At 73.2% G+C, this 25848-nt stretch carries 21 protein-coding genes and 1 riboswitch; of the genes, 3 read left to right on the forward strand and 18 right to left on the reverse strand.

What is annotated here, in order from left to right:
* Positions 1-150: 150 nt before the first annotated feature.
* From ACIRPH_RS03495 to ACIRPH_RS03540, 10 genes are all read right to left on the reverse strand, one after another.
* Complete coding sequence (locus ACIRPH_RS03495; protein WP_402908711.1) at positions 151-684, reverse strand: hypothetical protein; 534 nt, start codon at positions 682-684, stop codon at positions 151-153.
* Positions 685-745: 61 nt separating this feature from the next.
* Entirely contained in the window at positions 746-1939 is a 1194-nt protein-coding gene (locus ACIRPH_RS03500) for a glycosyltransferase family 4 protein (protein WP_402908713.1), read from the reverse strand.
* A gap of 7 nt (positions 1940-1946) precedes the next feature.
* Positions 1947-2897: a phosphatidylinositol mannoside acyltransferase gene (locus ACIRPH_RS03505; RefSeq protein ID WP_402908715.1), complete on the reverse strand. Its 951-nt coding sequence runs from the start codon at positions 2895-2897 to the stop codon at positions 1947-1949.
* Positions 2898-2918: 21 nt separating this feature from the next.
* The gene (gene pgsA, locus ACIRPH_RS03510) at positions 2919-3569 is read right to left on the reverse strand and encodes a phosphatidylinositol phosphate synthase (protein WP_402909509.1); all 651 of its coding nucleotides are present in this window, start codon (positions 3567-3569) and stop codon (positions 2919-2921) included.
* Positions 3570-3751: 182 nt separating this feature from the next.
* Positions 3752-4324, reverse strand: coding sequence for an HIT family protein (locus ACIRPH_RS03515; RefSeq protein ID WP_402908717.1), 573 nt, complete (start codon positions 4322-4324; stop codon positions 3752-3754).
* A 176-nt stretch (positions 4325-4500) separates the two neighbouring features.
* The gene (locus tag ACIRPH_RS03520) at positions 4501-6240 is read right to left on the reverse strand and encodes a DUF885 domain-containing protein (RefSeq protein WP_402908719.1); all 1740 of its coding nucleotides are present in this window, start codon (positions 6238-6240) and stop codon (positions 4501-4503) included.
* A 100-nt stretch (positions 6241-6340) separates the two neighbouring features.
* Positions 6341-6934, reverse strand: coding sequence for an ATP/GTP-binding protein (locus ACIRPH_RS03525; RefSeq protein ID WP_017565656.1), 594 nt, complete (start codon positions 6932-6934; stop codon positions 6341-6343).
* A gap of 34 nt (positions 6935-6968) precedes the next feature.
* On the reverse strand, positions 6969-7376 hold the full coding sequence (locus ACIRPH_RS03530; RefSeq protein WP_402909511.1) for a DUF742 domain-containing protein: 408 nt from the start codon (positions 7374-7376) through the stop codon (positions 6969-6971).
* 107 nt (positions 7377-7483) lie between these two features.
* A complete protein-coding gene (locus tag ACIRPH_RS03535; protein ID WP_014909276.1) occupies positions 7484-7885 on the reverse strand; it encodes a roadblock/LC7 domain-containing protein in 402 nt (133 codons plus the stop codon).
* A 232-nt stretch (positions 7886-8117) separates the two neighbouring features.
* Positions 8118-11381 carry a nitrate- and nitrite sensing domain-containing protein gene (locus ACIRPH_RS03540; RefSeq protein WP_402909513.1) on the reverse strand — a complete coding sequence of 1088 codons (3264 nt, stop codon included), beginning with the start codon at positions 11379-11381 and terminating at the stop codon, positions 8118-8120.
* A gap of 798 nt (positions 11382-12179) precedes the next feature.
* Here ACIRPH_RS03540 and ACIRPH_RS03545 point away from each other — a divergent pair.
* The gene (locus ACIRPH_RS03545) at positions 12180-13235 is read left to right on the forward strand and encodes a D-alanyl-D-alanine carboxypeptidase family protein (RefSeq protein ID WP_402908722.1); all 1056 of its coding nucleotides are present in this window, start codon (positions 12180-12182) and stop codon (positions 13233-13235) included.
* 24 nt (positions 13236-13259) lie between these two features.
* Here the strand turns inward: ACIRPH_RS03545 and ACIRPH_RS03550 are convergent, their stop codons facing one another.
* The 7 genes from ACIRPH_RS03550 to ACIRPH_RS03580 all read right to left on the reverse strand — a co-directional run bounded on the left by ACIRPH_RS03550 (position 13260) and on the right by ACIRPH_RS03580 (position 19767).
* Positions 13260-13934: a hypothetical protein gene (locus ACIRPH_RS03550; RefSeq protein ID WP_402908724.1), complete on the reverse strand. Its 675-nt coding sequence runs from the start codon at positions 13932-13934 to the stop codon at positions 13260-13262.
* 35 nt (positions 13935-13969) lie between these two features.
* Entirely contained in the window at positions 13970-14194 is a 225-nt protein-coding gene (locus ACIRPH_RS03555) for a hypothetical protein (protein WP_402908726.1), read from the reverse strand.
* Between the two features lie 120 nt (positions 14195-14314).
* Positions 14315-15349 (reverse strand): LacI family DNA-binding transcriptional regulator, encoded by a 1035-nt coding sequence (locus tag ACIRPH_RS03560; protein WP_402908728.1) that lies wholly within the window; start codon positions 15347-15349, stop codon positions 14315-14317.
* A gap of 178 nt (positions 15350-15527) precedes the next feature.
* A complete protein-coding gene (locus ACIRPH_RS03565; protein ID WP_402908730.1) occupies positions 15528-16928 on the reverse strand; it encodes a GH1 family beta-glucosidase in 1401 nt (466 codons plus the stop codon).
* A 159-nt stretch (positions 16929-17087) separates the two neighbouring features.
* A complete protein-coding gene (locus ACIRPH_RS03570) occupies positions 17088-17957 on the reverse strand; it encodes a MetQ/NlpA family ABC transporter substrate-binding protein (RefSeq protein ID WP_402908732.1) in 870 nt (289 codons plus the stop codon).
* 113 nt (positions 17958-18070) lie between these two features.
* Entirely contained in the window at positions 18071-18811 is a 741-nt protein-coding gene (locus ACIRPH_RS03575) for a methionine ABC transporter permease (protein ID WP_402908734.1), read from the reverse strand.
* Positions 18811-19767 carry a methionine ABC transporter ATP-binding protein gene (locus ACIRPH_RS03580; RefSeq protein ID WP_402909516.1) on the reverse strand — a complete coding sequence of 319 codons (957 nt, stop codon included), beginning with the start codon at positions 19765-19767 and terminating at the stop codon, positions 18811-18813. Before ACIRPH_RS03580 ends, ACIRPH_RS03575 begins: the two co-directional genes overlap by 1 nt.
* A 684-nt stretch (positions 19768-20451) precedes the next feature.
* Between ACIRPH_RS03580 and ACIRPH_RS03585 the strand changes: the two genes are divergently transcribed.
* Positions 20452-21486 (forward strand): coiled-coil domain-containing protein, encoded by a 1035-nt coding sequence (locus tag ACIRPH_RS03585; protein WP_402908736.1) that lies wholly within the window; start codon positions 20452-20454, stop codon positions 21484-21486.
* 519 nt (positions 21487-22005) lie between these two features.
* On the forward strand, positions 22006-23016 hold the full coding sequence (locus ACIRPH_RS03590) for a DUF3558 domain-containing protein (protein ID WP_402908738.1): 1011 nt from the start codon (positions 22006-22008) through the stop codon (positions 23014-23016).
* A 156-nt stretch (positions 23017-23172) separates the two neighbouring features.
* On the opposite strand, the gene metE is transcribed toward ACIRPH_RS03590, so the two are convergent.
* On the reverse strand, positions 23173-25464 hold the full coding sequence (gene metE, locus ACIRPH_RS03595) for a 5-methyltetrahydropteroyltriglutamate--homocysteine S-methyltransferase (protein ID WP_402908740.1): 2292 nt from the start codon (positions 25462-25464) through the stop codon (positions 23173-23175).
* Positions 25465-25627: 163 nt separating this feature from the next.
* Positions 25628-25789, reverse strand: a riboswitch (cobalamin riboswitch).
* Positions 25790-25848 lie beyond the last annotated feature (59 nt).

Raw genomic sequence — 25848 nt, forward strand, 5'->3', positions numbered from 1 at the left:
CTGCGGTCGCGGGGCAGCGGAGTCGGCGGCCGCGCGCGGTGGCACGCGGGCACCGTCGGTGCCGCGCACCCTGGGTCGACCAGCCCCCCATCCTAGTTCCACCCCCTTTCGGGGGCTTTGGCCAGATAGGTGGTTTCCCGGACCGGGGTTCTACAGGGTGTCGGGGCGGACGGTCGGGGGCGCGGTCCGGGGCGGTCGGTCGTCGATCTCGAAGTAGTCCGGCAGGGGCGCGGCGCCCGCGAGGCGGAACACGCGGACGATCCTGGAGCGTCGCGCCCGGCGGGTGTCGGAGACGGCGTCGTTGTAGAAGGTGCGGGCGATGTGGACGCCCTTGGCCGCCGCCTCCACCTCGGCCGGCACGGCGGGCGCCGACGCCGCGTCCCCGTCCCCCGTGCCCTCGACGACCTCCCGCAGGACCCGGGAGAGCCTGCTCTCCGCGAGGTCGATGTGCCGCTCCCCCGCCTCGCGGGCCGCCGCGACCGCCTCCTCCAGCGCGCGGGCCCCCGCCCGCGGGACACACCCGGCCCCCGCCAGGGCGAGCGCGGCGGACCGGCGGCGCGCCAGGGCGCCCTCCAGCCCCGCGCGGGCCACGTCGACCCGGTGGTGCAGGCGGTGCAGGCGCGTGGCCCTCCAGGACAGGTAGAACCCGAACAGCGCCAGGGCCAGGACCGCCCAGGCGACCACCGCGGCGAAGAGGACGTCCTCGATCAGGGCCGGTCACCCCGTTCCGCGACTCCGGTCCCGCTCACACCGACCCCCTCCGCAGCAGCGCCGTGGCGCGGGGCCCGGTGTCCAGGCGCACCCCCGGGCGGCGCCCGTCGCCGGCCCCCGCCCCGGCGAGCACCGTCTCGTACACGTGGACGACGTCGGCGGCGACGGTCTCCCAGTCGTAGGCGCGCACCGCCCTGCGGGCGGCCGCCGAGAGGGCGCGGCGCCGTTCCGGGTCGTCCAGGAGGGCTCCCGCCCGCTCCGCCAGGTCGGCGGGGTCGCCGGCGGAGAACAGGTCTCCGGCGCCGCCCCCCTCCAGCACCGCGGAGAAGGCGGGGATGTCACTGGCGACGATCGCCGCTCCGGACGCCATCGCCTCGGTCAGGACGATGCCGAAGCTCTCCCCTCCCAGGTTGGGGGCGCAGAAGACGTCCGCGGAGCGGTACGCGCGCGCCTTGTCGGCGTCGTCCAGGCGGCCGAGCGGGACGACGCGCGCCCGGATCCCGGCGGGGACGCTGGCCAGCGCCGCCTCCTGGTCCCCGGGGCCCGCGACCAGCAGCCGCAGGCCCGGGCGCGCGGGCGCCATCAGGGCGAAGGCGTCCAGCAGCACGGACAGGCCCTTGCGCGGTTCGTCCAGCCTGCCGAGGAAACCGAGGGAGCCGCCCTCCCCGGGCCAGCCCGGCAGGGGGTCGGCGTGCTCGAAGGCCCGCACCGCGACGCCGTTGGGGATGAGCACGGCGTCGCCGCCGACGTGCTCGACCAGGGTCCGCCGGGCGGCCTCGGAGACGGCGATGCGTCCGTTGATCTTCTCCGTCGCCGAGCGCAGGGCCCGGGAGCTCGCGGCCATCGCCCGCGAGCGTGGGTTGGACGTGTGGAACGTGGCGACCAGGGGGCCGTCCGCCGCCCAGCAGGCCAGCAGGGAGACGCTGGGAGCCGACGGCTCGTGGACGTGCAGCACGTCGAACCCGCCCTCGGAGATCCAGCGGCGGACCCGTGTCGCCGTGCGCGGACCGAAGCTGAGCCTGGCCACCGACCCGTTGTAGGGGACCGGGACCGGCCGCCCCGCGGGGACGAGGTGGTCGGGGAGCACGGCCGTCCCGGCGTCGCCCACCGGGGCGAGCACCGACACCTCGTGCCCCATGCCGGTCAGGGCCTCGGCGAGGTCCCCGACGTGCTGCTGCACCCCGCCCGGGACGTCCCAGGCGTAGGGGCAGACCAGGCCGATCCGCATGCGCGCCTCACCTGTCCCGGTGCCCGGGGGGACGGAGGTCGGCGGCTCCGGCCCCCGGGCGCCGCAGGCGGTCCTGCTCGTGGTCGAGGCTGAACACCGGCTGGAGCATGTGCCAGTCCTCGGGGTGCTCGGCGATGGCGCCCTCGAAGACCCGGGCCAGCTCCTGCGCGGTGGCCTGGATCCGCGCGGAGCGCGTGGGCCCCTCCGCGACGGGGATCTCGTCGTGGACGCGGATGTTCCAGTACGGGCCGTCGTACCAGAGCGAGACCGGCATGAGGGCGGCCCCGGTGTTGAGGGCGAGCGCGGCGGGCCCCGAGGGCACGCGGGCGCGCTCCCCGAAGAAGTCCACCTCCAGGCCCGTGCCGTGGATGTCGCGGTCGGCGAGCAGGCAGACCAGCCCGCCGTCGCGCAGCCGCCGTGCCAGGGTCGCGACCGTGTTGCCCCCGCCGGTCAGCGGGAGCACCTCCATCCCCAGGGACTCGCGGTAGGCCGTGAACCGCTCGAACAGGCTCTCCGGCCTCAGCCGCTGGGCGACGGTGGTCAGGGGGGTGCCCCGGAGGGTGATCCAGGCCCCGGCGTGGTCCCAGTTGCCCATGTGGGGAAGGGCGGCGACCACGCCCCGGCCCGACCCGACGTGCTTCTCCAGGACCTCGATGCCGGTGGCCCGGGTGTGGCCGAGGATGTACCGCTCGTCCATCGCCGGCAGCCGGAACATCTCGTAGTAGTAGCGCATGTAGGAGCGCATGCCCGCCCGGGACAGCGCGCGCAGCCGGGCGTCGGTGGCCCCCGGGCCGAGCAGGCGGCGCAGGTTGCGCTCCAGGCCGCGCGTCCCGCCGTCGTGGGCGCGCCAGGAGCGGTCGGCCAGGTGCCGGAAGGCCGCCCGGCCCACCCCCTCGGGTGCGCGTCGGACCAGCTCCCAGCCGGCGGAGTAGGCCAGGTCGGCCCAGCGTTCGTCCACGTCGTGCTCCCCGTCCTTCCCTCAGGCCCCGCCGACGGTGTCGTCGGTGTCCTCCGCCGCGCCGTCCGGGCTCCGGGTGACGTCGACGTAGGAGGGGTCGTTGAGGCGGGCCCTGGTCTCGACCAGGCGCTGGAGGACCGTGAGCAGGCTCATCCCGGCGAGCAGCCACAGGCCGCCGGCCAGGACGTAGGGCACGCCGAGCTCGCTGAGCCCCACGGCCACCAGGATGATCACCAGGCGTTCGGTGCGCTCGGCGACGCCGACGTCGCAGTTGACGCCCAGCCCCTCGGCCCGCGCCTTGATGTAGGACACCATGAAACCGCTGATCAGGCAGAAGAGCGTCAGTCCGGCGAGCAGCGGGTCGTCGCCGTCGCCGATGAACCACCAGAGCAGCCCGGCGAGGATGGAGGCGTCGGCCACGCGGTCGAGGGTGGAGTCCAGGAAGGCTCCGAACGCGCTGCTGCTGTCGTTGGCGCGCGCCACCGCGCCGTCGAGCATGTCGAAGAGCGCGAACACGGTGATGACGACCGAGCCCGCGTACAGCTGGCCGCGGGGGTAGAAGTAGAGCGCGCTGATGACGACGCCGGTGGCGCCGATGATGGTCACGAGGTTCGGTGTGAGGCCGATCCGGGCGAGGCTCCGTCCGAGCGGAGCGGTGACCCGGGAAGTGATGGGGCGAAGGATTCTCAGCATGGCTTCTTGTGATCGTAGGGCGGGAACGGCCCCGGGGGTGGGAACCGCGTCCGGTGGGGGTGGCGCGCCACCGGACCGCCCGGTGCCGGGCCGGGGGCGGCGCCGCGTCCGTGCGGTGTCGCGGCCCTGGGGCCGCCGCGCGGTCGGTGCTCGTGGGCCGTCTAGTCGCGGGGCCAGTGGTCGGCCAGCTTCTCCCGGGTCTGCTCCAGCATCTCGGGCAGCACCTTGGTGTGGCCGACGACGGGCATGAAGTTGGCGTCGCCGCCCCAGCGCGGAACGATGTGCTGGTGCAGGTGGGCGGCGATGCCCGCGCCCGCCGCGGCGCCGAGGTTCATGCCGACGTTGAAGCCCTGCGGCCCGTAGGCCCCGGTGAGGGCGCGGATGCCGGCGCGGGTGAGGGCGGCGACGTCCGCGGTCTCGTCCTCGTCCAGGCCGGTGTAGTCCGAGACGTGGCGGTAGGGGCACACCAGCAGGTGGCCGCTGTTGTACGGGTAGAGGTTGAGGACCACGTAGGCGCTCTTGCCGCGGGCGACCACGAGTCCCTCGGGGTCGGGGAGACCGGGAGCGCGGCAGAAGGGGCAGCCGTCCTCGGGGCGGGAGCCGGTCGGCTTGCCCTCGCCCTTGATGTAGGCCATCCGGTGCGGGGTCCACAGGCGGTCCCAGCCGTCGGGGGAGCCGGTCCCCGCTCCGGGGGCGCCCCGCTGGTCGTCCAGTCCGTTCTCGGCACCGTTCATGGGTCGTCCGTTTCCGTCGCCTGCCCGTGCTCTCCGCGTTCCCCAGCATAGGAGGGCCCGCGCGCGGGCGTGCCGCCGTACCGCCGGGGGGCGCCCACGGCCCGCCCGCCTCCCGGCCCCGGTCGCGCCGCCGGACCGGCGGGCCGTGTCCTGCGCGTCCTCCCCCGCCCGCGCCCCTACAGCCCGAGCAGCGTGCGCAGGTGGCGCGGGGGCGGGGAGCCGTGGGCGAGCATCGCGTCGTGCCGCTCGCGCTCGCTGAGCGAGGGGCGCGAGGCGGCGAGGTCCCGGGCGATGTCGGACACCTCCGCGTAGCCCACGTAGTAGGTGGACAGCTGCGCGCTGGTGAGCTGGGCCCGGCGCCACTTGCCCACCGCCTCGCCCTCCTCCTGGTGGCCGCGCCGCGTCAGCAGGGAGATCGCCTCGGACTCGGCCAGGTCGCCCGTGTGCAGGCGCACGTCCAGGATCGCGTTGAGGATCATCCGCAGGCGCATCTTGAGCTGTACCAGGCGCAGCGCCAGGTTCTCCCGGGGGTCCTCGGCCCAGCCGTGCCGGGCCATGAGCTCCTCCGCGTAGACCGCCCACCCCTCGATGAAGGTTCCGCTCCACAGGACGTTGCCGACCCGGGTGCCGCCGGTGTGGCGCGCCGCGTGGGCGAGCTGGAGCGCGTGCCCCGGCACCGCCTCGTGGACCATGAGGTTGCGCAGCATGCTCGCGTTGTACTCGCGGAAGAAGGACTCCCGGCGCTCGGCCGGCCAGTCGGCGGGCGGCGGGGCGACCGCCACCAGCGTCGGCCGCTCCAGGACCGCGGGGTCCAGCGGGGAGGGGACGACCGCGCCGAAGGCGTCCCTGGCCGGGGGCGCGGGGAGCCGGGCGGGCGGGTCGCAGTAGGCCACGGCCACGCCCCTGCGCGACTCGGGCATCGGGATGATCCGGACGGGGTCGTCGTACACCGTCACCAGGTCGAGTCCGCGCACACGCCCGTCGAGGTGCATGAGCGCGTCGGCGCAGGCCGGGCGCACGGTGTCGGCGTCCGTGGCGTTCTCCGCGGCGAGCGCCGCCAGCACGTCCGCCACCTGGCCCTCGCGGCGGGGCCGGCCCTCGTACTCGGCGGCCACCTCGGCGATCGCCTCCTCCGTGGCCAGCAGGTCGCTCTCGGCGCGCACCAGGAGCGCGTCGGGCGACAGCTCGGAGTCGAGCGTGTACCAGAGCTGGGCGGCGAAGTCCCGGGCGCCCAGCCGCGGGTCCGCGGCGGCCCCCTCCACCCGGCCGCGGAGCCAGTCGGCGTACTCCTCCACCGCGGCCAGGGCGGTCAGGCGCTCCTGTTCGAGCCGGGAGGGCGCGGACGGCTCCTGCGCGGCCAGCGCGGGCACGCCCGAGGCGAGCATGGCCCTGGCCCCGTCGAGCTGCGCCAGGGCCGTCTCGACGTGCACACGGGGCATGCCCGGCCCCTCGGACAGTCGGGCGCGCGCGGTGGAGAGGTAGTCGGGCAGTGCGGCGCAGCGCGAGGCCAGGGCCGCCAGCCGCTCGGGGAGGGGGAGGGTGTCGCGCTCCAGGAGGGCGTAGAGGGCCTCTCCCGGCGAGTACAGGAGCGGGTCCCACGTGCGGGGCCTCAGCTCGGTGGTGTGCCACAGGTCCGCGCTGATCCTCGACCGCAGGACCTCCAGGTCGACCAGGTCGCCCGCGGGGATCAGGTCGCCGTCGATCTCGTCCAGGGAGCCGAGGGCGTCGGTGAGCACCTCGACGCGGTGCGCGTCGGCCTGCGCCGACAGGTCGGAGAGGCGGGCCGCGCCCCGGGCGTCGCCCAGGTCGAGCGCCCACTCGGGGGCGTCGTCGAGAAGGAAGTCGAGCACCCGCTCGGCCACCTCGCGGAACCGCCGTGTCATCGCCTCTGCGTCGGGCTGGGAGGAAGAGCTCATCCCGCCATGATGCCAGCACGGACGCCCGGTTCCCGCGTCGCGGGAACCGGGCCGTGCTCTGTGCGGGACCCCGGCCCGGGTTGGCCCAGAAGCCTGGGGGCTAACGCCAGGAGTTCTGACCGCCCGTGGAAGTGGGCTGTCCTGCGGCGCCCTCGGGGTCCCCCACCGTGATGGCGTGCTCGACGAGGGTGATGAGCGTCGACTTGGTGGAGGCCTTGTCACGGGCGTCCACCTGGACGATGGGGATCTCCGGGCTGAGCGTCAGAGCGTCCCGGACCTCGTCCGCGGCGTGGGGGTAGTAGCCGTCGAAGCCGTTGATCCCCACGATGAACGGCAGGCGCGCCTCCTCGAAGTAGTCGATCGCCGGGAAGCAGTCCGCCAGGCGGCGGGTGTCCACCAGCACGACGGCGCCGATCGCGCCCTTGACCAGGTCGTCCCACATGAACCAGAACCGGTGCTGTCCGGGTGTGCCGAACAGGTACAGGATCAGGTCGGAGTCGAGGGAGACGCGGCCGAAGTCCATCGCCACGGTGGTGGTCTGCTTGTCCGGCGTCTTGGCGAGGTCGTCCACCCCGACGCTGGCGCTGGTCATGACCGCCTCGGTGGTCAGCGGCACGATCTCGGAGACGGAGCCAACGAATGTCGTCTTCCCGACACCGAAGCCCCCGGCGACGACGATCTTGACCGACGTCATCGCGTTCCCCCCAGCACCGCCTTCCTCGGCTGGGCTAGAGCTTGCGAAGTCCACTGAGCACCCTTTCAAGCAGGTTGGTGTTGGGACGGGCTTCGTTGTTGAGCGAGGACCTGATCTGGACCAGTCCCTGCTCGGACATGTCCGCCACAAGCACCCGCGCCACGCCGAGCGGCATCCGCAACAGCGCGGAGATCTCCGCCACGGAACGCCATTCCCGGCACAGGTCGCTGATCGCCTGCCATTCGGGCGTCAGCGTCCCAGACTCGTTACGGGCCGCGGCGGTCGCCGAGATCAGAGCTTCCAGGGGAAGCTGCGACTTCGGCTTGGTGCGTCCCTTGGTGACCGCGTAGGGGCGGACCAGCGAACTGGGCGCGCTCCCCGCCGCGGATCGTTGTTCGTACTGTTGTTGGATTGGTCGAGGAACATCTCCGCCGCCCGGCACGGCCGGCGTCCCCCCGGTGGGGGGTCCGCCCGGCTGTTGTCCGAACCACGAGGCGCTCCCGGCATCTCTACTGTGAGGTGCCACCACTTCCTCCTGTCGGTGGTGGATCAGTGGATTCCCGAGGTGCGCGCCGTTGGTGTCAGCGCCCGCCCCGCCCGCTCGACGAGCAGGGTCATCTCGTACGCGACCAGGCCGAGGTCGCTCTCCGCCGCCGCCAGGACCGCGAGGCAGGAGCCGTCGCTGATGGCCATGATGAGCATCAGCCCCCGCTCCATCTCCACCACGGTCTGGGCGACCGCCCCACCTTCGAACACCCGGGCCGCGCCCTGCGTGAGGCTCGACAGGCCGGAGGCGATCGCCGCCAGCTGGTCGGCCCTGTCAGCCGGGAACCCCGCCGACGAGGCCAACGGAAGGCCGTCTGAGGAGACGACGATCGCGTGGGCGACGTCAGGGACCCGGTCGGCAAAGTCAGTGATCAACCAGTTGAGTTCATTCACCTGTCGACTCATCTGATCTCCTGTCCAATTCGCCGGCTTGGTCTCTCGGCACTGCTACCGCCGGCACGGCATGTGACAGCACTGCCTCTAGGAACTGCCCGGCCCCTCCCGTGGGGGTGGCCGGGAGTCTGGTGTTCTGCTCTGGTCAAGCCGTGGGTGCGGCGCGTCCGAGAAGCTCGGTAGATGCTATTGCATCCTGCTTCCCCGAATAAGGGGGACCCCGTCCCACCAGGTTGCACTGGGGTCACTCCTCCGTACCTTCGCCGAGCTGGTTCCGGCCGTCGCGGACACCCTTCTGGAAACCAGAGAAGCGGTTTCGGACACGGTCCGCACTACGAGTGGGCATCTGCTTGAAGTTCTCCGGCTTGGGGGCTGTTCCTGGGACAAGGTTTGCCTTGGGAACCCGTTTTGGCAAGCCCGACGTGGTGAGGCCGCCCGCGAGCGGCTCGGCGGCGGTGCGCGCGGCCTTCCAGCCGCGGTCGGCCGCGGAGTTCCACTCCTGCTCGGAACGGGTGTCCTGGCCGTTCGCCGCGGGCTGGGGGCGCTGGGCCGACCGGGTCGGCTGCGCCTGGCGGTCCTGGTTCGGGTCGACCTGCTGGATCGGACCGGTCTCGGTCGTGTCGACGGTGGGCCCGCCGGTGCGGCGCTTGAACCAGTTGGACTCGATCGCGTCGAAGATCGGCAGCGAGTCGTTGTCCTCGCCCGAGGGGCTCGGCGGCACGACGGTGTTGTTCGGCCCCTGTGTCCCCCCGTAGCGGCGGGAGAGGTAGGCGGTGGAGCCGTAGCCCTCGCGCGTGTCGCCGCCCCCCGAGCGCCAGTTCCCGGTCTCGTTGGACGAGGGGGCCTGGGGCTGCTGGGTTCCGGTGTTCCAGTCGGAGGCGACGGCCGGGAAGGTCTCGGTGTCGTCCCCTCGCGCCGGGGCCGCGGGGCGCTCGTGGGCCCCCGCGTCGCGGCCCGCGCCCTCGTCCCTGCCGAAGGCGCCCCGGTCGGGCTGTCCGCCGCTCTGGGACGCCGACCCGGTGTTGCCGAAGGCGTCGTAGGAGTCGGCGGCCCCGGCCGGGCGCCGGAAGGCGCTGGTGTCGGTGACGGGGCGGCGGAAGGACCCGGTGTCGGCGGGACGGCCGAACGATCCGGTGTCGGAGGAGCGGTCGGCGGACCCGTTGTCGCGGAAGGGCGAGTCGCTCCCCGCGTCGGAGCGGGGGGCCGGGTCGAAGAGGCTGCGTCCGCCGGTCTCCGGCTTCGGGTTCCGGTCGTCGTCCTCGGGCGTGTCGTAGGGGTCCACGACCGGCCGGCCGTTGGAGGCGGCGCCCGCCCCGGTGGCCCCGGAGCCCTTGGCGGTGCCCCAGACGTCGGAGCCGCTGCTCTGCCAGAGGTCCTGGCCGCTGGGCGGGTGCTCGTCGGAGCGGACGTTGCCGGGCTGGCGCTTGGGCAGTCCGCCGAAGTCGCCCGCGCCGGAGTCGGCCTCGTGGGTCTGCCAGGGGTCGCCGGGCTCGCTCGCCGCCGGGCTGGAGGCGAAGGCCGCCTGGGCCTCGGCGAAGGTGTCCGGGGCCCCGGAGGTGAGCTCGGGACGGCTGTCGGCCACGCCCAGGGCGTGCTGCCCCTCGACGGGGGTGATCAGCAGGTCCGGCGGGAAGGTGACGTGGGCGGTGGTGCCGCCGCCGTGCGCCTCCTGGAGTCGGAGCTTGACGCCGTGGCGGTGGGCCAGGCGGGAGACCACGAACAGGCCCATGCGGCGCGAGACGGCGACGTCGATGACCGGCGGGGCGGCCAGACGGGCGTTGATCGCCGCCAGGTCCTCGGGGGCCATGCCGATGCCGCTGTCGGTGACGTCGACCTGCACGCCGCCGTTGTCGAGGGTCTTGGCGCTGACCAGGACCTCGGTGTCGTGCGGGGAGAACGAGGTGGCGTTCTCCACCAGCTCGGCGACGAGGTGGATGACGTCGTTGACCGGGCGGCCGAGCACCGAGATGTGGGAGGGGGCGCGCACGTTGACGCGCTCGTACTGCTCGACCTCGGAGACCGCGCCGCGCAGGACGTCGACCAGCGGGACGGGCTGGGCCCACTTGCGGGTGTTGTCCTGACCGGAGAGGACCAGCAGGTTCTCGTTGTTGCGGCGCATGCGCGTGGCGAGGTGGTCCAGCTGGAACAGGTCGGAGAGCCGGTCGGAGTCCTGCTCGGACTGCTCCAGGCCGTCGATCAGGCGCAGCTGCCGCTCCACCAGGGTCTGGCTCCGGCGGGACAGGTTGACGAACATCGCGTTGACGTTGCTGCGCAGGGCCGCCTCGTCGGAGGCCAGGGTCAGGGCCACGCGGTGGACGTCGTCGAAGGCGCGGGCGACCTCGCCGATCTCGTCGTTGCTCTCGACCTCGATCGGGGTGACCTTGACCGCCTCGGGGACCGAGCCGGCCTCCTGCATCCGGTTGATCGCGTCGGGCAGGTCGCGCTCGGCGACGCGGCGCGCGCCGTCCTCCAGGGTGCGCAGCGGGCGCACCAGGGAGCGGACCACCAGGGAGGTGAGGACGAAGACGGCGAGAAGCACCAGGGCGACGACGAGGAGGTCGGTGAGGGCGCGCATCATGGCGCCGGCCCGCAGGTCGTTGGCCTCGGCGGCGATGCCCTCGGCGATCTCCTCCTCGACCGTCTGGAGGCGCTCCAGGGCGACGTCGGCGATGTCCTTGTACGCCTCGGGACCGTCGTTGGCGGTCACACCGGTCAGCGGGTCGTCGCGCTCGGCGCGGTACATGACGCGCATGCGCATGGTGGAGACCTGGCTGACCTCCAGGCCGGTGAAGTGCTCGTCGAAGACGGCGCGCTGCTCGGTGGAGGCGGCCTGGACGAAGTTCGAGATCTCGTTCTCGTAGCGGGCGCGGCTGGAGTCGATGGCCTCGGAGATGCCGCCGGTCATCGAGTCGCGGGCCAGCGAGTGGCTCATCAGCGCCGTCTCGTACGAGAGCTGGTCGCGCGCGTTGGAGAGCGCGGTGAGCGTCCGGACGCTCTCACGCAGGTCGGTGTCGCCGGTGTCGTCCGCGATCGTCTGGTTGAACTCGGTCAGCGCGCGGGAGACGGTGCGGTACTTGGTGACGACGGGGAGGACCGTGATGCGGGTCTCGTCGACCTCGGTGCGCAGGGCGTCCAGGGTCGCGATCTGGCTCCGCATCCCGGTGAGCCGGTTGTTGGCGATGGAGCCCTCGACCTCGCCGATGTCGTCGAGCCGGGCAGTGAGGCTCTGCTGGAGGTCGCGGGTCGCGTTGCGCTGGTCCTCCATCTCCTGCCGGAGGTCGTCCGACCGCCGCGCGGGGTCGGCGTTGTCGGAGATGTACACCGCGCTCGCGGTGCGCTCGCGGCCCAGCTGGTTGGCCAGCTGCACGATGAGGACGCCGATCTCGGCGCGGTCCTCGATGTGCGCGTGGGTGACGGTGGAGACCGCGGCCTCGTAGACCCTCAGCCCGCCGAGCGCGAGCGCCACGGCGGTGGGGATGACGATGAGGGCCACCAGCCGGGAGCGCACCCGCCAGTTGCGTGGCTGCCACCGTTTGGCTCTGCGCTGGGGCGCGGCGTCGGCGTTTTCGGCCTGCGCCGCCGCGCTCTGAGCGCTGGCCCCGTCTTTTGTCGCTCGTGTCGACACGGACCCTCGCAACCTTTCGTGTCACCGCCTCGAGCGGTTGGTTGGACCCCAGGGGCCGACCACTCCGGCCGAAGACTCTTCGGGGAAAAACGGTGGGGACCACGTGGGCCACCGAACCAGGAGCGGTGGGGAATGTGGGGAGATGTGAAGACTGTCCGCCGGACTCGCCTGGGAGGAGAGGCTACGCGCACCCAAAAGCTTCAGGAAGTGCGCGTGCGGTGGATAGCGTACCAATGCGTGCGAAGGTATCGCTTCCGCCGTTTGACGGCGATCGACAAGATCATCTTCGTCCACCTAGCAGCACAATGCCCTCGATGTCGGCATTATGGCTAATCCCCCAGGTCAGACATAGCGACCGAAACCCACTCAAGTGGCCAGGTAACTTTTTGGACACACCACCAGCTTCCCCACCAAGACTCCCCCGACATGACATCGTGACAAGACGTATACGCAGGTCCTGAGGAGGAAGCGGAGATGCGTGCATCGCCTTGCCCCCGTGCGACTACCGTGCGTAGCAAAACGCATTCGGACGGTCCGCCCCCCGGAAGGGATCCCGCCTTCCGGAACCGATCCATTTCGGTCACCGCCGCACTTCCGCTGGGCCTCCTGACCCTCCTCTCCCTGGCCGCGGCCCCGGGGGCCGCGGCCGACGACACCACCGGGGCGGCCACCCTCGGGGACGTGCGCGTCGAGCTGGCCGAACTGCGCGCGGGCACGGAGGTCCTACGACAGGAGGCCCTCGGCAGGATCGAGCGCTACGAGGAGGAGAGCGGGCGCCTGGAGGAGCTGGCCGAACGGAGCGCCGAGGCGGCCGAGCGCGCGGGCGCCGCCGGCGAGCGCGGCGAGGAGGCCAGGATCGCCGCCGCCCGCCAGGCGGCGGCCGTCTACATGGGCGCCGACGTGGGGCCGGTGCACGCGTGGGGCGGGCCCGAGGGCCCCTCGGGCATGCTCGAGCGCGGAGCCCTCCTGCACGTGCTGGGGGAGCACAGGGCCGCCGAACTGGACCGCGCGGGGGCGGCGCGGGTCGTGGCCGAGACCGTCGACGGCCTGGCCGAGGCCGCCGAGCGGGAGCAGGCGGAGGCGGTGGAGGCAGCGGCGGCGGCCCGCGAGGAGGCCGTGGAGGCCGTCACGGCCCAGGAGGAGCGGACGGTATGGCTCCTGGAGGAGCAGACCCGCCTGGAGGCCCGGCTCGCGGAGGTCGGCGACCCGGGGGACCGGGAGCGGCGCCGGGAGGAGGCCCTGCACGACGCGCGCGCGGCGCTGTCGTCGACCGACAGGGACGGCGGCCGCGGCCGGGAAGCGGGGCGAACGCCCTCCGCGGACACGGGGTGCGCTCGGGGGGAGGCCGCGGCCCACGCCAACGGCCGCATGCCGGAGTCGTTGCTGTGCCCCCTCCCCCAGCCCGGCGAGAGGCTGCGGGCCGACGCCGCCGAGGCCTTCATCGAGCTCGACGGCGCCTACCGCGAGGCGTTCGGCCGCCCCATGTGCGTGACCGACTCCTACCGCCCCTACCACGAGCAGGTGAGCCTGTTCCGCGAGATGCTGCCCGGCATGGCCGCGCGCCCGGGGACCAGCCGGCACGGGCTGGGGGTGGCCGTGGACCTGTGCGGGGGCGTGCACGAGGAGGGGTCCCCCGAACACGAGTGGATGCTGGCCCGCGCCCCCGGGTACGGCTGGGACAACCCGCCCTGGGCGCGCGGCGGGTTCGAGCCCTGGCACTGGGAGTTCACCCCCTGACGGCGGCCCCCTCCCCGGCGCCGCTCAGACCTGGGAGCCGACCCGGACCTCGAAGGTCCCCAGGACGCCCGCGTCCACGAACAGCTCGTCGTCCTCCTCCAGGCGCGGGGTGGAGACGGGCAGGAGGACGCGCATCCGGCCCGCGCCGGAGGGGCCCGACACCAGCCAGGCGTCGGCCGGGTCCGCGATCCCCCGGCCGACCTCCCTGTCGTCCACCGAGGCGCTCAGCTCCAGCGGCGCCCCCGGCACCTCGTCGGCGGTGGTCAGGACGGGCCCCAGGCTCAGCTGCACCGCGGCTCCCCGCTCGTCCAGCCACAGGCAGGCGGGCGTGTAGGCGCTCGCCGGGCCGTCGCCGCCGGCGACGGCCGCCACGCCCACCAGCGCCGTCCGCGCGGCGGGCAGGACCGCGTCGTCCGAGCCCCGTACGAGCTCCGGGTGGATCTCCCACACCTCGCCGCCGACCATGGCGGGCACCAGGGCCGTGGGGGTCACCGGCGCGCACATGCGCGCCTCCGGTTCGACGATGATCTCGACCGGCGCGGCGGCGGCCCGCCCGCCGGCCGCGGCCAGGGCGTCGCCGCCCGCCGCCAGCAGCTCCGCCAGGCCGCCGGGGTCGGGGCTGCCCAGCACGTCCCCGTCCTCCAGGACCCCGACGCGCTCGCCCCCGCCACTCGGCGAGAGATAGGTCACCCAGCGCATGCGCCTCTCCTTTTCCACACGGGAGCGGAAGCGCCTCAGAGGACAGCGGTAGGGCTGTGCTCCTTGCCCGTCCCGGCGCACCCACGGCACGGCTCGTCGACCCTGTGCCAGACGATCACGCCGTTCCCGTCCCGGTGCGGCCGCTCGGGCCGCCACCACCCCGTTCCGGAACAGAACCGGCACTCGACGCCGTCCTGGTCGCACCACCCGCACGACGAAATCGCGCACCGGGTGTGTGTCGGTCCCCGCATCGGCTCCATGCGCTCCCACCGTCTCCAGCGAAATCGCGACCAGCCTTGCACAGCGGTGGTACGGGAGTCCAGCCGGGCGGGGGCGAACCGCCGGGTCAGAGGCGCTTCGCGGGGCGTCGCGGCGCCGGGTCAGCCGGACTCGCGCACCACCAGGTGGGTGTCGAGGGTGACCGTCTCGGCCTCGACCGTGCGGGGGATCGCCACGTCGACGAGCAGTCGCGCCATCTCCCGGCCCATCTGGACCGTGGGCTGGTGGATGGTGCTGAGCGGCGGGTCGCTGTGCTGGGCCATGACCGTGTCGTCGTAGCCCACCAGGGCCACGTCGTCGGGCACCCGCAGCCCGCGCTCGCGCAGCACGCGCAGGCCGCCGATGGCCATCATGTCGGAGCCCGCGAACACGGCGTCCGGCGCCGGACCGGTGTCCAGGAGGCGTGCCATGGACTCGGCTCCCCCCTCCACGCTGAAGTCCCCGTGGACCACGAGGCGCTCGTCCACCTCGATCCCGGCCTCGGCCATGACGTCGTGGTAGCCGCGGAGGCGCTCCTGGCCGGCGTTCATGTCCAGCGACCCGGTGATGGTGGCCACCCTGCGGTGACCGCGGTCCAGCAGGTACCGGGTGGCCGCGCGGGCGCCGCCGTAGTTGTCGATGTCCACGCAGTACGGGGCGGGCTGGTCCGGGGAGTGGGGACGGCCGCCGTGCACGACCGGCACGCCCGCCTCGGCCAGGCGCGTGGAGAGCGGGTCGTCGCGGTGCTGGGACACCAGGAGCGCCCCGTCCACGTGGAACCCGCTGAGGTAGTCGCCCACGCGCTTGTGCTCGGCCTCGGTACGGGCCGTGGTCAGCATCAGCTGGAGGTCGCGCTCGTGCAGGACCGAGCTGACGCCGCGGATGATGTCGGCGAAGAAGGGGTCGGCGAACAGCCGGTCGCGCGGTTCGGAGACGACCAGCGCGATCGTGTCCGTGCGCCGGGTGACCAGGGTGCGCGCGGCCTGGTTCGGGCTGTAGCCCAGTTCGGCGATCGCGTTGTGCACGGCCTCCCGGGTGTGCGGGCTCACCTGGGCGGAGCCGTTGATCACACGGGAGACGGTACCGCGGCCGACGCCGGCCCGCTCCGCCACCATCTCCAGGGTCGGACGCTGCCGACCGCCACCGCTCTTGGCCACTTCGAGGCTCCCTCTGGGGTTCGTGTTCCGCCGTCCCGGGACGGGCCCCGGGACGGCGGTGTGTTAGACGGACGCTCTCATGGTGTCGTCCCGCCGGGAACGACGGTGTGGGGCGCCCCGGAGGACACCCCACCGCCGTCCGCGGCCCACCGGGCCGCCGGCGCCTGTACGCCCGCGTCTACCGTTCGGGGAACCGGCCCGTCCCAGCAAGTGTGGCGTACCAGAGCCCGCTGTCCTTGACGGTCCTGCGCTGGGTCTCGTAGTCGACGTGCACGATCCCGAACCGGCGGGAGTACCCCCACGCCCACTCGAAGTTGTCCAGGAGCGACCACGCGAAGTACCCGCGCAGGGGGATCCCGGCGCGGACGGCCTCCCCCGCGGCCCTCAGGTGGCCCTCGTAGTAGTCGGTGCGGTCGGTGTCGTGGACCCGCCCGTCCTCGGTCACGGTGTCCTCGAAGGCACAGCCGTTCTCGGTGACGTAGAGGTCGATGCCGCCGCTCTCCCCGGCCAGGCGCTGGAGCACGTCGTACAGCCCGGTGGGGTCGATCTCCCATCCCATGTGGGTGACGGGGAGCCCCTGGGAGACGTGCACCTCCTCCGGGTCCGAGGCCAGCCAGGCGTTCCCGCCCTCGCCGCTGACCAGCTCGGGGTCCAGCCCCTTGGCGGAGGCGGCGACGAACTCCGGCGAGTAGTAGTTCACGCCGAGGAAGTCCAGCGGCGCGGAGATGGTCTCCAGGTCCCCGTCGGAGACGAAGGAGAAGTCGCTGATCTCGGCGAGGTCCTCCAGGACGTCCGCCGGGTAGCGCCCCTTGAAGAGCGGGTCGGTGAAGATCCGGTTGCGCACCCCGTCCGCGCGGCGCGCGGCGCGGGCGTCGGCCGCGGTGGGACCGTGGGGGCGGATGACGGCCTGGTTGTGGGCCAGACCGACCTTGGCCGGGTGCCCCGTGGAGCGGATGGCCTCCACCGCCAGGCCGTGGCCGAGCAGCAGGTGGTGGGTGGCGGCCACGGCCTGGGCCGCGTCCTTGTGGCCGGGCGCGTGGTGGCCGTTGTGGTAGCCGAGGAAGGCCGAGCACCAGGGCTCGTTGATGGTCATCCAGTGGCCGACGCGGTCGCCGAGGGCCTCGGCGACGATCTGGGCGTAGTCGCGGAAGCGGTAGGCGGTGTCGCGCACGGGCCAGCCGCCGGCGTCCTCCAGCGGCTGGGGCAGGTCCCAGTGGTACAGGGTCGCCCAGGGCTGGACCCCGGCCTCGAGGAGGGAGTCGACGAGGCGGTCGTAGAAGTCGATCCCGGCCTGGTTGACGGCGCCGGAGCCCTCGGGGACGATCCGCGGCCAGGCCACGGAGAAGCGGTACGCCCCGAGGTTCATCTCCTTCATGAGCGCGACGTCTTCGGCGTAGCGGTGGTAGTGGTCGTCGGCGGGTTCACCGGTGTCGCCGCCCAGGACCTTGCCGGGTGTCTCGGCGAAGGTGTCCCAGATGCTGCGGCCCCGGCCGTCCTCGGTGGTGGCGCCTTCGATCTGGAACGAGGCGGTCGCCGCCCCCCAGAGGAAGCCCTCGGGGAAATCCTTGCGGTTGCTCACTTCTTCGGTACGCACCTTCCGTGACGAGGGGACATCGTTGTGGGAGCGCTCCCATAAAACAAACAGAGTAGTACCCCGATGTCAATCGACGGGATACAGGCCGAAACCCAACCGTTACGCGGGGGCGCCGGCGCCGCTGCGCGGGCGCCCCCGCAGGGCTCAGTCCTCGGAGGCCCCGCCGCCGACGGGGAGCACGATGCCCTCCCAGCGCTCCTCCATGAACTGGCGCACCTCGTCGCTGTGCAGCAGCTCGTCGAGCCTGACCACGTCCTCGGCGCCGGCGTCCTCGGACCGTACGACCAGGCCGTTGGCGTACTGGTTGTCCTCGGTGCCCTCCCAGGCGAGGGCGTTGGCCGTCGCGGGCAGGTCCGCCTCCAGGGCGTAGTTGCCGTTCACGACGGCCGCGTCCAGGTCCTGGAGCGAGCGCGGCAGCTGGGCGGCCTCCACCGGGGTGACGGTGAGGTCGAGGGGGTTCTCCTCGATGTCGTCGACCGAGGGGGCGCGCCCGCCGGTGTCGGCGAGCGTGATCACGTCCTCGGCGGCCAGGAGCTCCAGGGCGCGCCCCATGTTCGAGGTGTCGTTGGGGACGCCCACCTCTCCGCCCTCGGGCAGGTCGGCCAGGTCCGTGAGCTCCTGCGAGTAGACGCCGAACGCCTCCAGGTGCACGTCCGACACGTAGCTCAGGTCCGCGTCGGGGTTGCCCTCCAGGTACTCGTCCAGGAAGGGCGCCGTCTGGTAGTAGTTCACGTCCAGCTCGCCCTCCGACAGGGCGGCGTTGGGCTGGTTGTAGTCGGTGTACACCACCACGTCCAGGCTCAGGCCCGCGTCCGCCGCCAGGTTCTCGTCGACGAACTCCAGGATCTCCGCGTGCGGCATCGGCGTGGCGCCGATCCTCAGCGTCGTCAGCCCCTCGGCGTCGGTGCCCTCCTGGGCCCGCTCGCTTGGGCTGCCGCAGGCCGCCAGCACGGCCGCGGCCACCCCCGCGGCGACGGCCCCCCGCGCCACTCGTGCCCTGGTACTCCCGGTCATCGCTGTCTCCTTCCTCGTCGGACAGAAAAATCGGGGGGTGGGGTGGGGGGCGTGCGGGCCGGGGGCGGGCTCGTGGCCCGTCCCCGGGGCTCCCGGCCGTCGGGCGGGGCCGGTCAGCGCCGTGACAGGCGGCGCACCAACAGGTCGCCGATGCTCTGGGCGATCTGGACGATCACGATCAGCAGGATGACGGTGGCCCACAGGTAGTGGTCGTTGAACCGCTGGTAGCCCTCCCGGATGGCCAGGTCGCCCAGTCCCCCGCCGCCGATGGCGCCCGCCATGGCGGAGTAGGAGATGAGGGCGACCACGGTCATCACCAGGCCCGCGATCAGGCCGGGCAGGGCCTCGGGCAGCATCACCTTGCCCACGATCGTGAAGCGGCGGGTGCCCATCGCGTGCGCGGCCTCGACGACGCCGCGGTCGACCTCCCTCAGGGAGGTCTCCACCAGGCGGGCGAAGAACGGGATGGCGCCGATGCTCAGGGGCACGATCGCCGCGGTCGGGCCCAGGGTGGTGCCCACCAGGAAGCGGGTCAGGGAGAGCACCGCCACCATCAGGACGATGAACGGGAGCGAGCGTCCGACGTTGACGACCGCGCTGAGGACGGCGCGCACGGCCGGCGCCGGGGTCAGCCCTCCCCGGTCCGTGGACACCAGCAGAACGCCCAGCGGCAGGCCGACCAGCACGCTGATGAGCGTCGCCCACACCACCATGTAGACGGTGTCCTGGGTGCCCAGCCACAGGCTGGGCCACATGTTCGGCCAGTCTTGGACGAACGCGACGATCGCGTCCCAGGCGTTGCCGCCCTCGGCCGCGGACGCCGCGAGGGCGAGGGCGTCGGTGGGGTTGGTCATCACTTTCCGGCCTCCTCGACCAGCAGGCCGTGCTCGGACAGGTAGGCGAGCGCCTCGGTGCGGCGGGCACCGCGCATGTCGACGCTCAGGCGGCCGACGGACTGCCCGGCCACCTGCTCCACGCCGCCGCCCAGGATGTTGACGTCGACGTCGAAGCGGCGGGTGAGCTCGGACATGAACGGCTCGTCGAAGGAGCGCGGGTAGGTGATGAACACCGTCTCCGGGCCGCCGTTGGCGGGCAGCGGGAAGAGGGAGCGCGCGAGCAGCGACCCCGGGGTTCCGATCAGGTCGAGGACCCGGCCCGACTCCAGGAACACGCCCTTCTCCATGATCGCCGCGGAGTCGCAGATCCGCTTGATCACGTCCATCTCGTGCGTGATGAGGAGGATGGTGAGGCCGAGCTCGTCGCGCAGGCGTCGCAGCAGGGCGAGGATCGAGTCGGTGGTGGCGGGGTCGAGCGCGGACGTCGCCTCGTCGCTGAGCAGCACCTGGGGGGCCGAGGCGAGGGCCCGGGCGATGCCGACCCTCTGCTTCTGGCCGCCGGAGAGCTGCGCGGGGTAGGCCCGCGCCTTGTCGCCGAGGCCCACGAGTTCGAGGAGCTCGCCGACCCGGGCCCGCCTGCGGGTCCTGTCGACGCCGGAGACCTCCAGGGGGAAGCCCACGTTCCCGGCGACGGTGCGCGAGGACAGCAGGGCGAAGTGCTGGTGCACCATGCCGATGTTGCGCCTCGCCGCGCGCAGCCGGGCCCCGCGCAGCGAGGTGAGCTCCTCGCCCGCGACCTCGACCGTCCCGGCGTCGGGGCGCTCCAGGAGGTTCACCGAGCGCAGGAGGGTGCTCTTGCCCGCGCCGCTCTGGCCGACCACCCCGAAGATCTCCCCGGGTTCGACATGCAGGTCGACCCCGTCCAGGGCGGTCACCTGGTGTTTCTTCAACCTGTAGGCCTTGTGCAGGCCCACTGCGTCAATCACGGTTATCCCATCGACGTCTCAGCGGTGGTCTCACGGCGCCCTGTACGGGAGCGCGGGGGGCTGGACTCGGCGTGGGGTTGACGCCCACGTCCGAGCGTACGGAGAGCCCCGCGAGCGGGCGGCGGCGACGCGCCGGTACGGGTGCGCACGGCGGGTCGGCGGGCGGGCGCCCCCGTGTGGTCGGGAGGGTCCGACACCCCCGCGCCGCGGGGCGGCCCGGATCGGCGCGGCGGGCGGGCGGCTCCTTAGGAGCGGGCCCGCGGGCCCGTGCGGGCGCGACACGGACCCGGCAGGGAGGCCGGACACCCCGCGGCGCCGTCCGCCCGGGCGGGAATGGTGGTCGCTTGGTCGCGCTCAGGAGCCTTCACGGTCCCAAGCCAACCATGGCGGACCAGCCACTTCACCTGAATCATCATCCGAATTCAGGTTATTTAGACCACATTGACAACCTTTGTCCACCGGTGGAATCGTCCCGTCTTTCCCCCATCCCCGTGCGAGTGCCTACACTCATGACCATCCCGTGACTCCCACTCCCCCTCCGCGGCACGCGCGAGGAGTCGGGGGCGGGGCCGCGAGGGCGGCCCGGCCCCGTACGGGAACAGACGAGAAGCAGCGCCCGCCCCTCTCCCGTGCCCGACGGGAGTGCGCGCGGGCTCGAGGAGCGACCACACAGTGCAGTCCGACGACCTGAGCCGAGTGGACGATTTCGCCGACTTCTGGGCTCCCGATCCCACCGACCGCGCCCGGGGCGAGGGTTGCGCACGGGTACTCCCGGCGATCGTCCGCCCCGGCCGCGCCCGCGTGGCCGCGCTCGCCGCGAGCCTGGTCGGGAGCCTCCTCGTCCTTCCCCAGGCCGCCGTCACGGCTGCGCCCATGGACCCCGAGAGCATGAGCTCCCTGCGGGAGCGCGCGGACAGCCTCAGCGAGGACTACAACGGCGAGCTCCGCGACATGGAGGGCGTCATCGCGGAGGCCGAGCGCGCGGAGAACCGCGCCGAGGGCACCCGGGAGGAGGTGGACGCCGCGCGCGAGCAGGTGCGCGCCCTGGCGGTCGCCACCTACACCAGCGGCGGCATCGACCCGTCGATGTCGCTGTTCGTGGGGGACGAGGCCGACACGGTCATCGACCGGGCCGTGGTCATCGACTACCTCGCCACCAGCAACCAGGACAAGATCGACCAGCTCGACCAGGCCCTCTCCCGCGACGAGACCGCGCAGGAGGCCGCGGAGGAGCGGCTGGCCGAGGTCGAGGCCGACCTGGAGGAGCTGGAGGAGCGCCGCACCGAGGTGGACCGGCTGATCGCCGACCACCCCGAGCAGCCGATGGGCGGCCAGTACAACATCACCCCGCGCACCGAGCTGATGCGCCAGCGGGTCATCGACGAGTTCGGCGAGGGCCGGGACGTGGGCGGCGTGGGCTGCTACCGGGCGGTCGGCGGCTGGGTCGTCGGGGAGCACCCGCTGGGGCGGGCCTGCGACTTCATGCTGGACCCGAACGGAGGCATGCCCTCGCAGGAGGAGGTCGACCGCGGCTGGGCGATCTCCGAGTGGGCGATGGAGCACGCGGACGACTACGGGATCATGTACGTCATCTACCGCCAGCAGATCTGGGACGTGCGCCGCGGCGACACCGACTGGCGAGCGATGTCGGACCGGGGCAACCTCACCGAGAACCACTTCGACCACGTGCACATCTCGATGTTCTGAGGCCGCGCGCCGCGCCGGTCCGGTCCGGACGCGGTGGCCGCGGACGGGCCGCGGCGCCGAAAGGCCCCTGGACGCGCCCGGTCCCACTACCCGGGCCCGGACGCGGAATCCCGACATCGGCGTCACGATTGCGTCACGCGAACCATGATCTCGCACGCAACCGACACAAAACAGTGACGATTCACCCTGTTACCCCTGGTCTGGCCTGCCGCGGGGACATACCCCGCGGCTACTATGCACAGGTCCCGACCTCGGCCCGGGGAGCCCCCCGGAGCCGGCCACGATCGGCAGCCCCGGTCCCCCGGGATCCTCCTCACGGAGACGGGGAACGCCCGGCCCCACGCCTCCGCCCTCGCCCGCGGGAAGGCGGTGGCGGTAGGTGCGCCTCCCCTCGCACGGCTCCCGTCCCGCTCCGACCGCGCTCCGGCGCGGCCCCGCGGTCCCGGAAGTCGTGAGAACCCACCGGCACGCACACGCGTCCCAGACAACACGGCCAGCACATCACGGGCGAGGGGAGCCATGAGCGAAAACGGACCTTACAACCAACCACCGCAGAACCCCTACGGTGGCGGGGACAACAGCGGGGGCCAGCCCCCCTACGGCGCCCCCTACGGCGACCCGGGCACGGGCGGCCAGCCCGGCTACGGCGCCCCCACGGGTCCCGGCCAGGGCTTCCCCGGCCCGGAGCAGCAGATGTACGCGGGCGGCCAGCCGCCCTACGGCGGCGGTCCCGGCTACCCCCACCCCCAGCCCCAGCCGCCCCAGGGCGGCGGCAAGGCCAGGCTCTGGGTCGTCGTCGGCGGCGGCGTGGTCATCGTCGTCCTCGTGGTCGCGGTCCTGGTCATGCTGGTCACCAACGGCAACGGCGGGACGACCGTCGCCTCCCCGCCCGAGGGCGAGCCCTCCGCGAGCGCGGAGGAGGCGACCGGCGGCGACGAGCCGGCCCCGGAGCCGGACCCCGACGCCGCCCCCGCCGGCGAGCCCCCCTACTCGGTCCCCGCCGAGCCCTGCGACGCCTTCACCGAGCAGGTCGTGGCCGACTTCCTCGTCACCGACGGCGGCAACAAGTCCGTCCGCGACGAGAACTCGTACTGCGACACCCTGGACGCCACCCTGCCGGAGGGCAACGCCCCCGGCGGCTACGCCTCCTTCGAGATCGTGTACCAGACCCCCTACTCCGCCGCCGACTCCGTCGAGGCCGCCACGAGCCAGTTCCAGGACACGGTCGCCCAGATCACCGGCGAGAGCGAGTACAGCACCCTGTACGACGCCGGCGACGTGGAGGAGAGCAAGGAGGTGGAGCTCGGCGATGAGGCCCACTACATCGTCACGAAGTACGACTTCCTCGGCGACCTCGTCCCGGAGGCCGTGCTGCTGGTCAGGACCGCGAACCTGAACATCCAGATCACCTACCAGCTCCACCCGTCCCTCACGGGCGACGACTCCGCCGAGGACCTGGTCCTCCCCGACAACCTCGAGGAGATCATGCTCAACGCCGGCGCCGACGCGCTGGCCGTGGTCGGCACCTGACCGGTCCACCGCAGGAGCGGGGAGGGGACGCGGCGTCGCCGCGTCCCCTCCCCGTCCGCGTCGTCCCGTGCCCGGCCGGAGGCCCCGGGCGCCCGCGCGCGGAGACCGTCGGCCGCCTCGGCCCCGAGCTGCCCGGCCCGGGCACGGGGCGCCCCGCTAGCGGGCGCCGGTCAGGTCGGCGCGCACCCGGCGGGCGGCCTCCACCATGTTGCGCAGGGCCTGCTCCGCCTCGGCGTAGCCGCGCGTCTTGAGACCGCAGTCGGGGTTGACCCACAGGCTCCCGGCGTCGATGTGCGCGACGGCCAGCCGCAGCGAGCCCTCGATCTCCTCCACGGACGGCACCCTGGGTGAGTGGATGTCGTACACGCCGGGCCCGATCCCCCGCTTGTAGCCGCGGCGGCCCAGGTCCTCCACCAGCTCCATCCGGGAGCGGGCGGCCTCGACGCTGGTCACGTCGGCGTCCAGCGCCTCGATGCCGCCGACGATGAGGCCGAACTCCGAGTAGCACATGTGCGTGTGGATCGTCGTGGACGGCGACACACCGGACGTGGCCAGGCGGAAGGAGTTCACCGCCCAGTCCAGGTAGGCGGCGCGCTGCTCCTCGCGCAGCGGCAGGAGCTCGCGCAGGGCCGCCTCGTCCACCTGGATGTGGCGGATGCCCGCGCGCTCCAGGTCGGCGACCTCGTCCCTCAGGGCCAGGCCCACCTGGCGGGCGGTGTCGCCCAGCGGCTGGTCGGTGCGCACGAACGACCAGGCGAGCATGGTCACGGGACCGGTCAGCATGCCCTTGACCGGCTTGTCGGTGCGCGACTGGGCGTAGGTGATCCACTCGACGGTCATCGGCTCGGGGCGCGAGACGTCGCCGAACAGGATCGGCGGGCGGACGCACCGCGAACCGTAGGACTGCACCCAGCCGTTCTCGGTGGTGGCGTAGCCCTCCAGCTGCTCGGCGAAGTACTGGACCATGTCGTTGCGCTCGGGCTCGCCGTGCACGAGCACGTCCAGCCCGATCTCCTCCTGGAGCGCGACGACCCGGTCGATCTCCGTGCGGAGGATCCGCGTGTAGGCGTCCTCCGCCAGCGCGCCCCGCCGGTGCGCGGCGCGGGCGCGGCGCAGTTCCGCGGTCTGGGGGAACGACCCGATGGTGGTCGTGGTCAACGGCGTGTCCGTGGGGGCGCCCCTGTCCTGGGGGCGCTCATAGGCGTCCGGGCCCAGGGCGTCCAGGCGGGCGCGCACGCGGGCGTCCGTGAAGGCCGGGCCGCCGCCGGCGCCGCCCGCCGCGTACTCGGCCTCGGCCCCCTCCGAGAGGACGCGGCCGAGGAGGGCCGTCTCGTACGCCTTCTGCTTGGCGAAGGCCAGGGCCCCGCGCAGCTCGGGGGCGAGGGAGGTCTCCGCGTCGAGGTCGATCGGCACGTGCAGGAGCGAGCAGGACGTGCTCACCGTCAGCTCGTCCGTGAGGGCGAGCAGGGTGCCCAGCGTGGCCACGGCCGCCGGGACATCGGTCCGCCAGACGTTGCGGCCCTCCACCACCCCTGCGACCAGGCGGGTGCCGCCGAGGCCCGAGACCTTGACGAGGTCGTCGACGCCCTCGCCGTCGGTGACCAGGTCCAGGCCGACGGCCTCCACCGGGGAGTCCTTCAGGATCCGCAGGGCGGGAGCCCCGATGGAGCCGAAGTAGGTCGAGACCAGGAGCGAGGGACGCTCGGCGAGGGAGCCCAGGCGCTGGTAGACGCGCTCCAGGAGCCCGACGGCGGCGCGCCCCTCGTCGGTGGCGAGGATCGGCTCGTCCAGCTGCACCTCGGCGGCCCCGGCGGCCGAGAGGCCGGCGAGGAGCTGGGCGTAGGCGTCCAGGAGCTGGTCGAGCAGCTCGACGGGGCGCCAGCCCTCGGGGGCGTCGTCCGCGGCCTTGGCCAGCAGGAGGAAGGTGAGCGGACCCACCAGGACCGGGCGGGTCGGGAAACCCGCCTCGGCCGCCTCACGGAACTCGGCGACGGGCTTGTCGCCGACCAGGCGCGGGCGGGTGCTCGGCGACAGCTCGGGGACCAGGTAGTGGTAGTTGGTGTCGAACCACTTGGTCATCTCCAGCGGCGGGGCCCCCTGCTCGCCGCGGGCGAGGGCGAAGTAGCGGCGCAGCTCCTCGTCGCGGTCGCCGGCGGCGGCCGGCGAGGTGAACCGGGAGGGCACCAGGTCGAACAGGACCGCGGTGTCCAGGACGTGGTCGTAGTACGAGAACGTGTTGGACGGGATGTCGTCGACGCCCGCCTCGCGCAGCTGGGCGTAGACGCCCAGGCGCAGGTCGGCGGCGATGCCGTCCAGCTCCTCCGCGGTGGTCTCGCCCTTCCAGTACGACTCGCAGGCGCGCTTGAGTTCTCGGTTCGGGCCGATCCTGGGGTAGCCGTGCACGGTGGAGCGCACGGACGGCCGGGAGGCCTCGGGGGTGACGGGCATGAGCTTCTCTCCCTCGTCGAAAGCCGGGTACCGGCCGCGGGGGTGAGCGAGGACGCGGGCATGCGCGGGGACCACGCCGTGGGCGTGTCGCCTGCCGCCGCTCCTCGGCCCTCCCTCGGGGCACGGGACCACCGGCGGCACGGGTGCGCCGCCGGGTGGAGGCAGGTCTTCGGACTCGGGGGCGCGGACGGCGCGGACGCCGTCCTCCTACTGGCCGCCGCTTCCCGGTTTCCGACCTTTCCGACCGGATTACCAGTGCTTATGGCGACGTTCGTTCCCTCATACCGCTGCGGGGCAGTCCCGGAGTCCCACCGGGTTCCCTCTTGCGACACACCCCTCCCCTTCCGGGCGCGGCCCGGGCTCTGGGGTGGAGCATGTACCTTC

It is taken from the genome of Nocardiopsis sp. NPDC101807 (genome assembly GCF_044766605.1).
Lineage (GTDB): Bacteria > Actinomycetota > Actinomycetes > Streptosporangiales > Streptosporangiaceae > Nocardiopsis > Nocardiopsis tropica.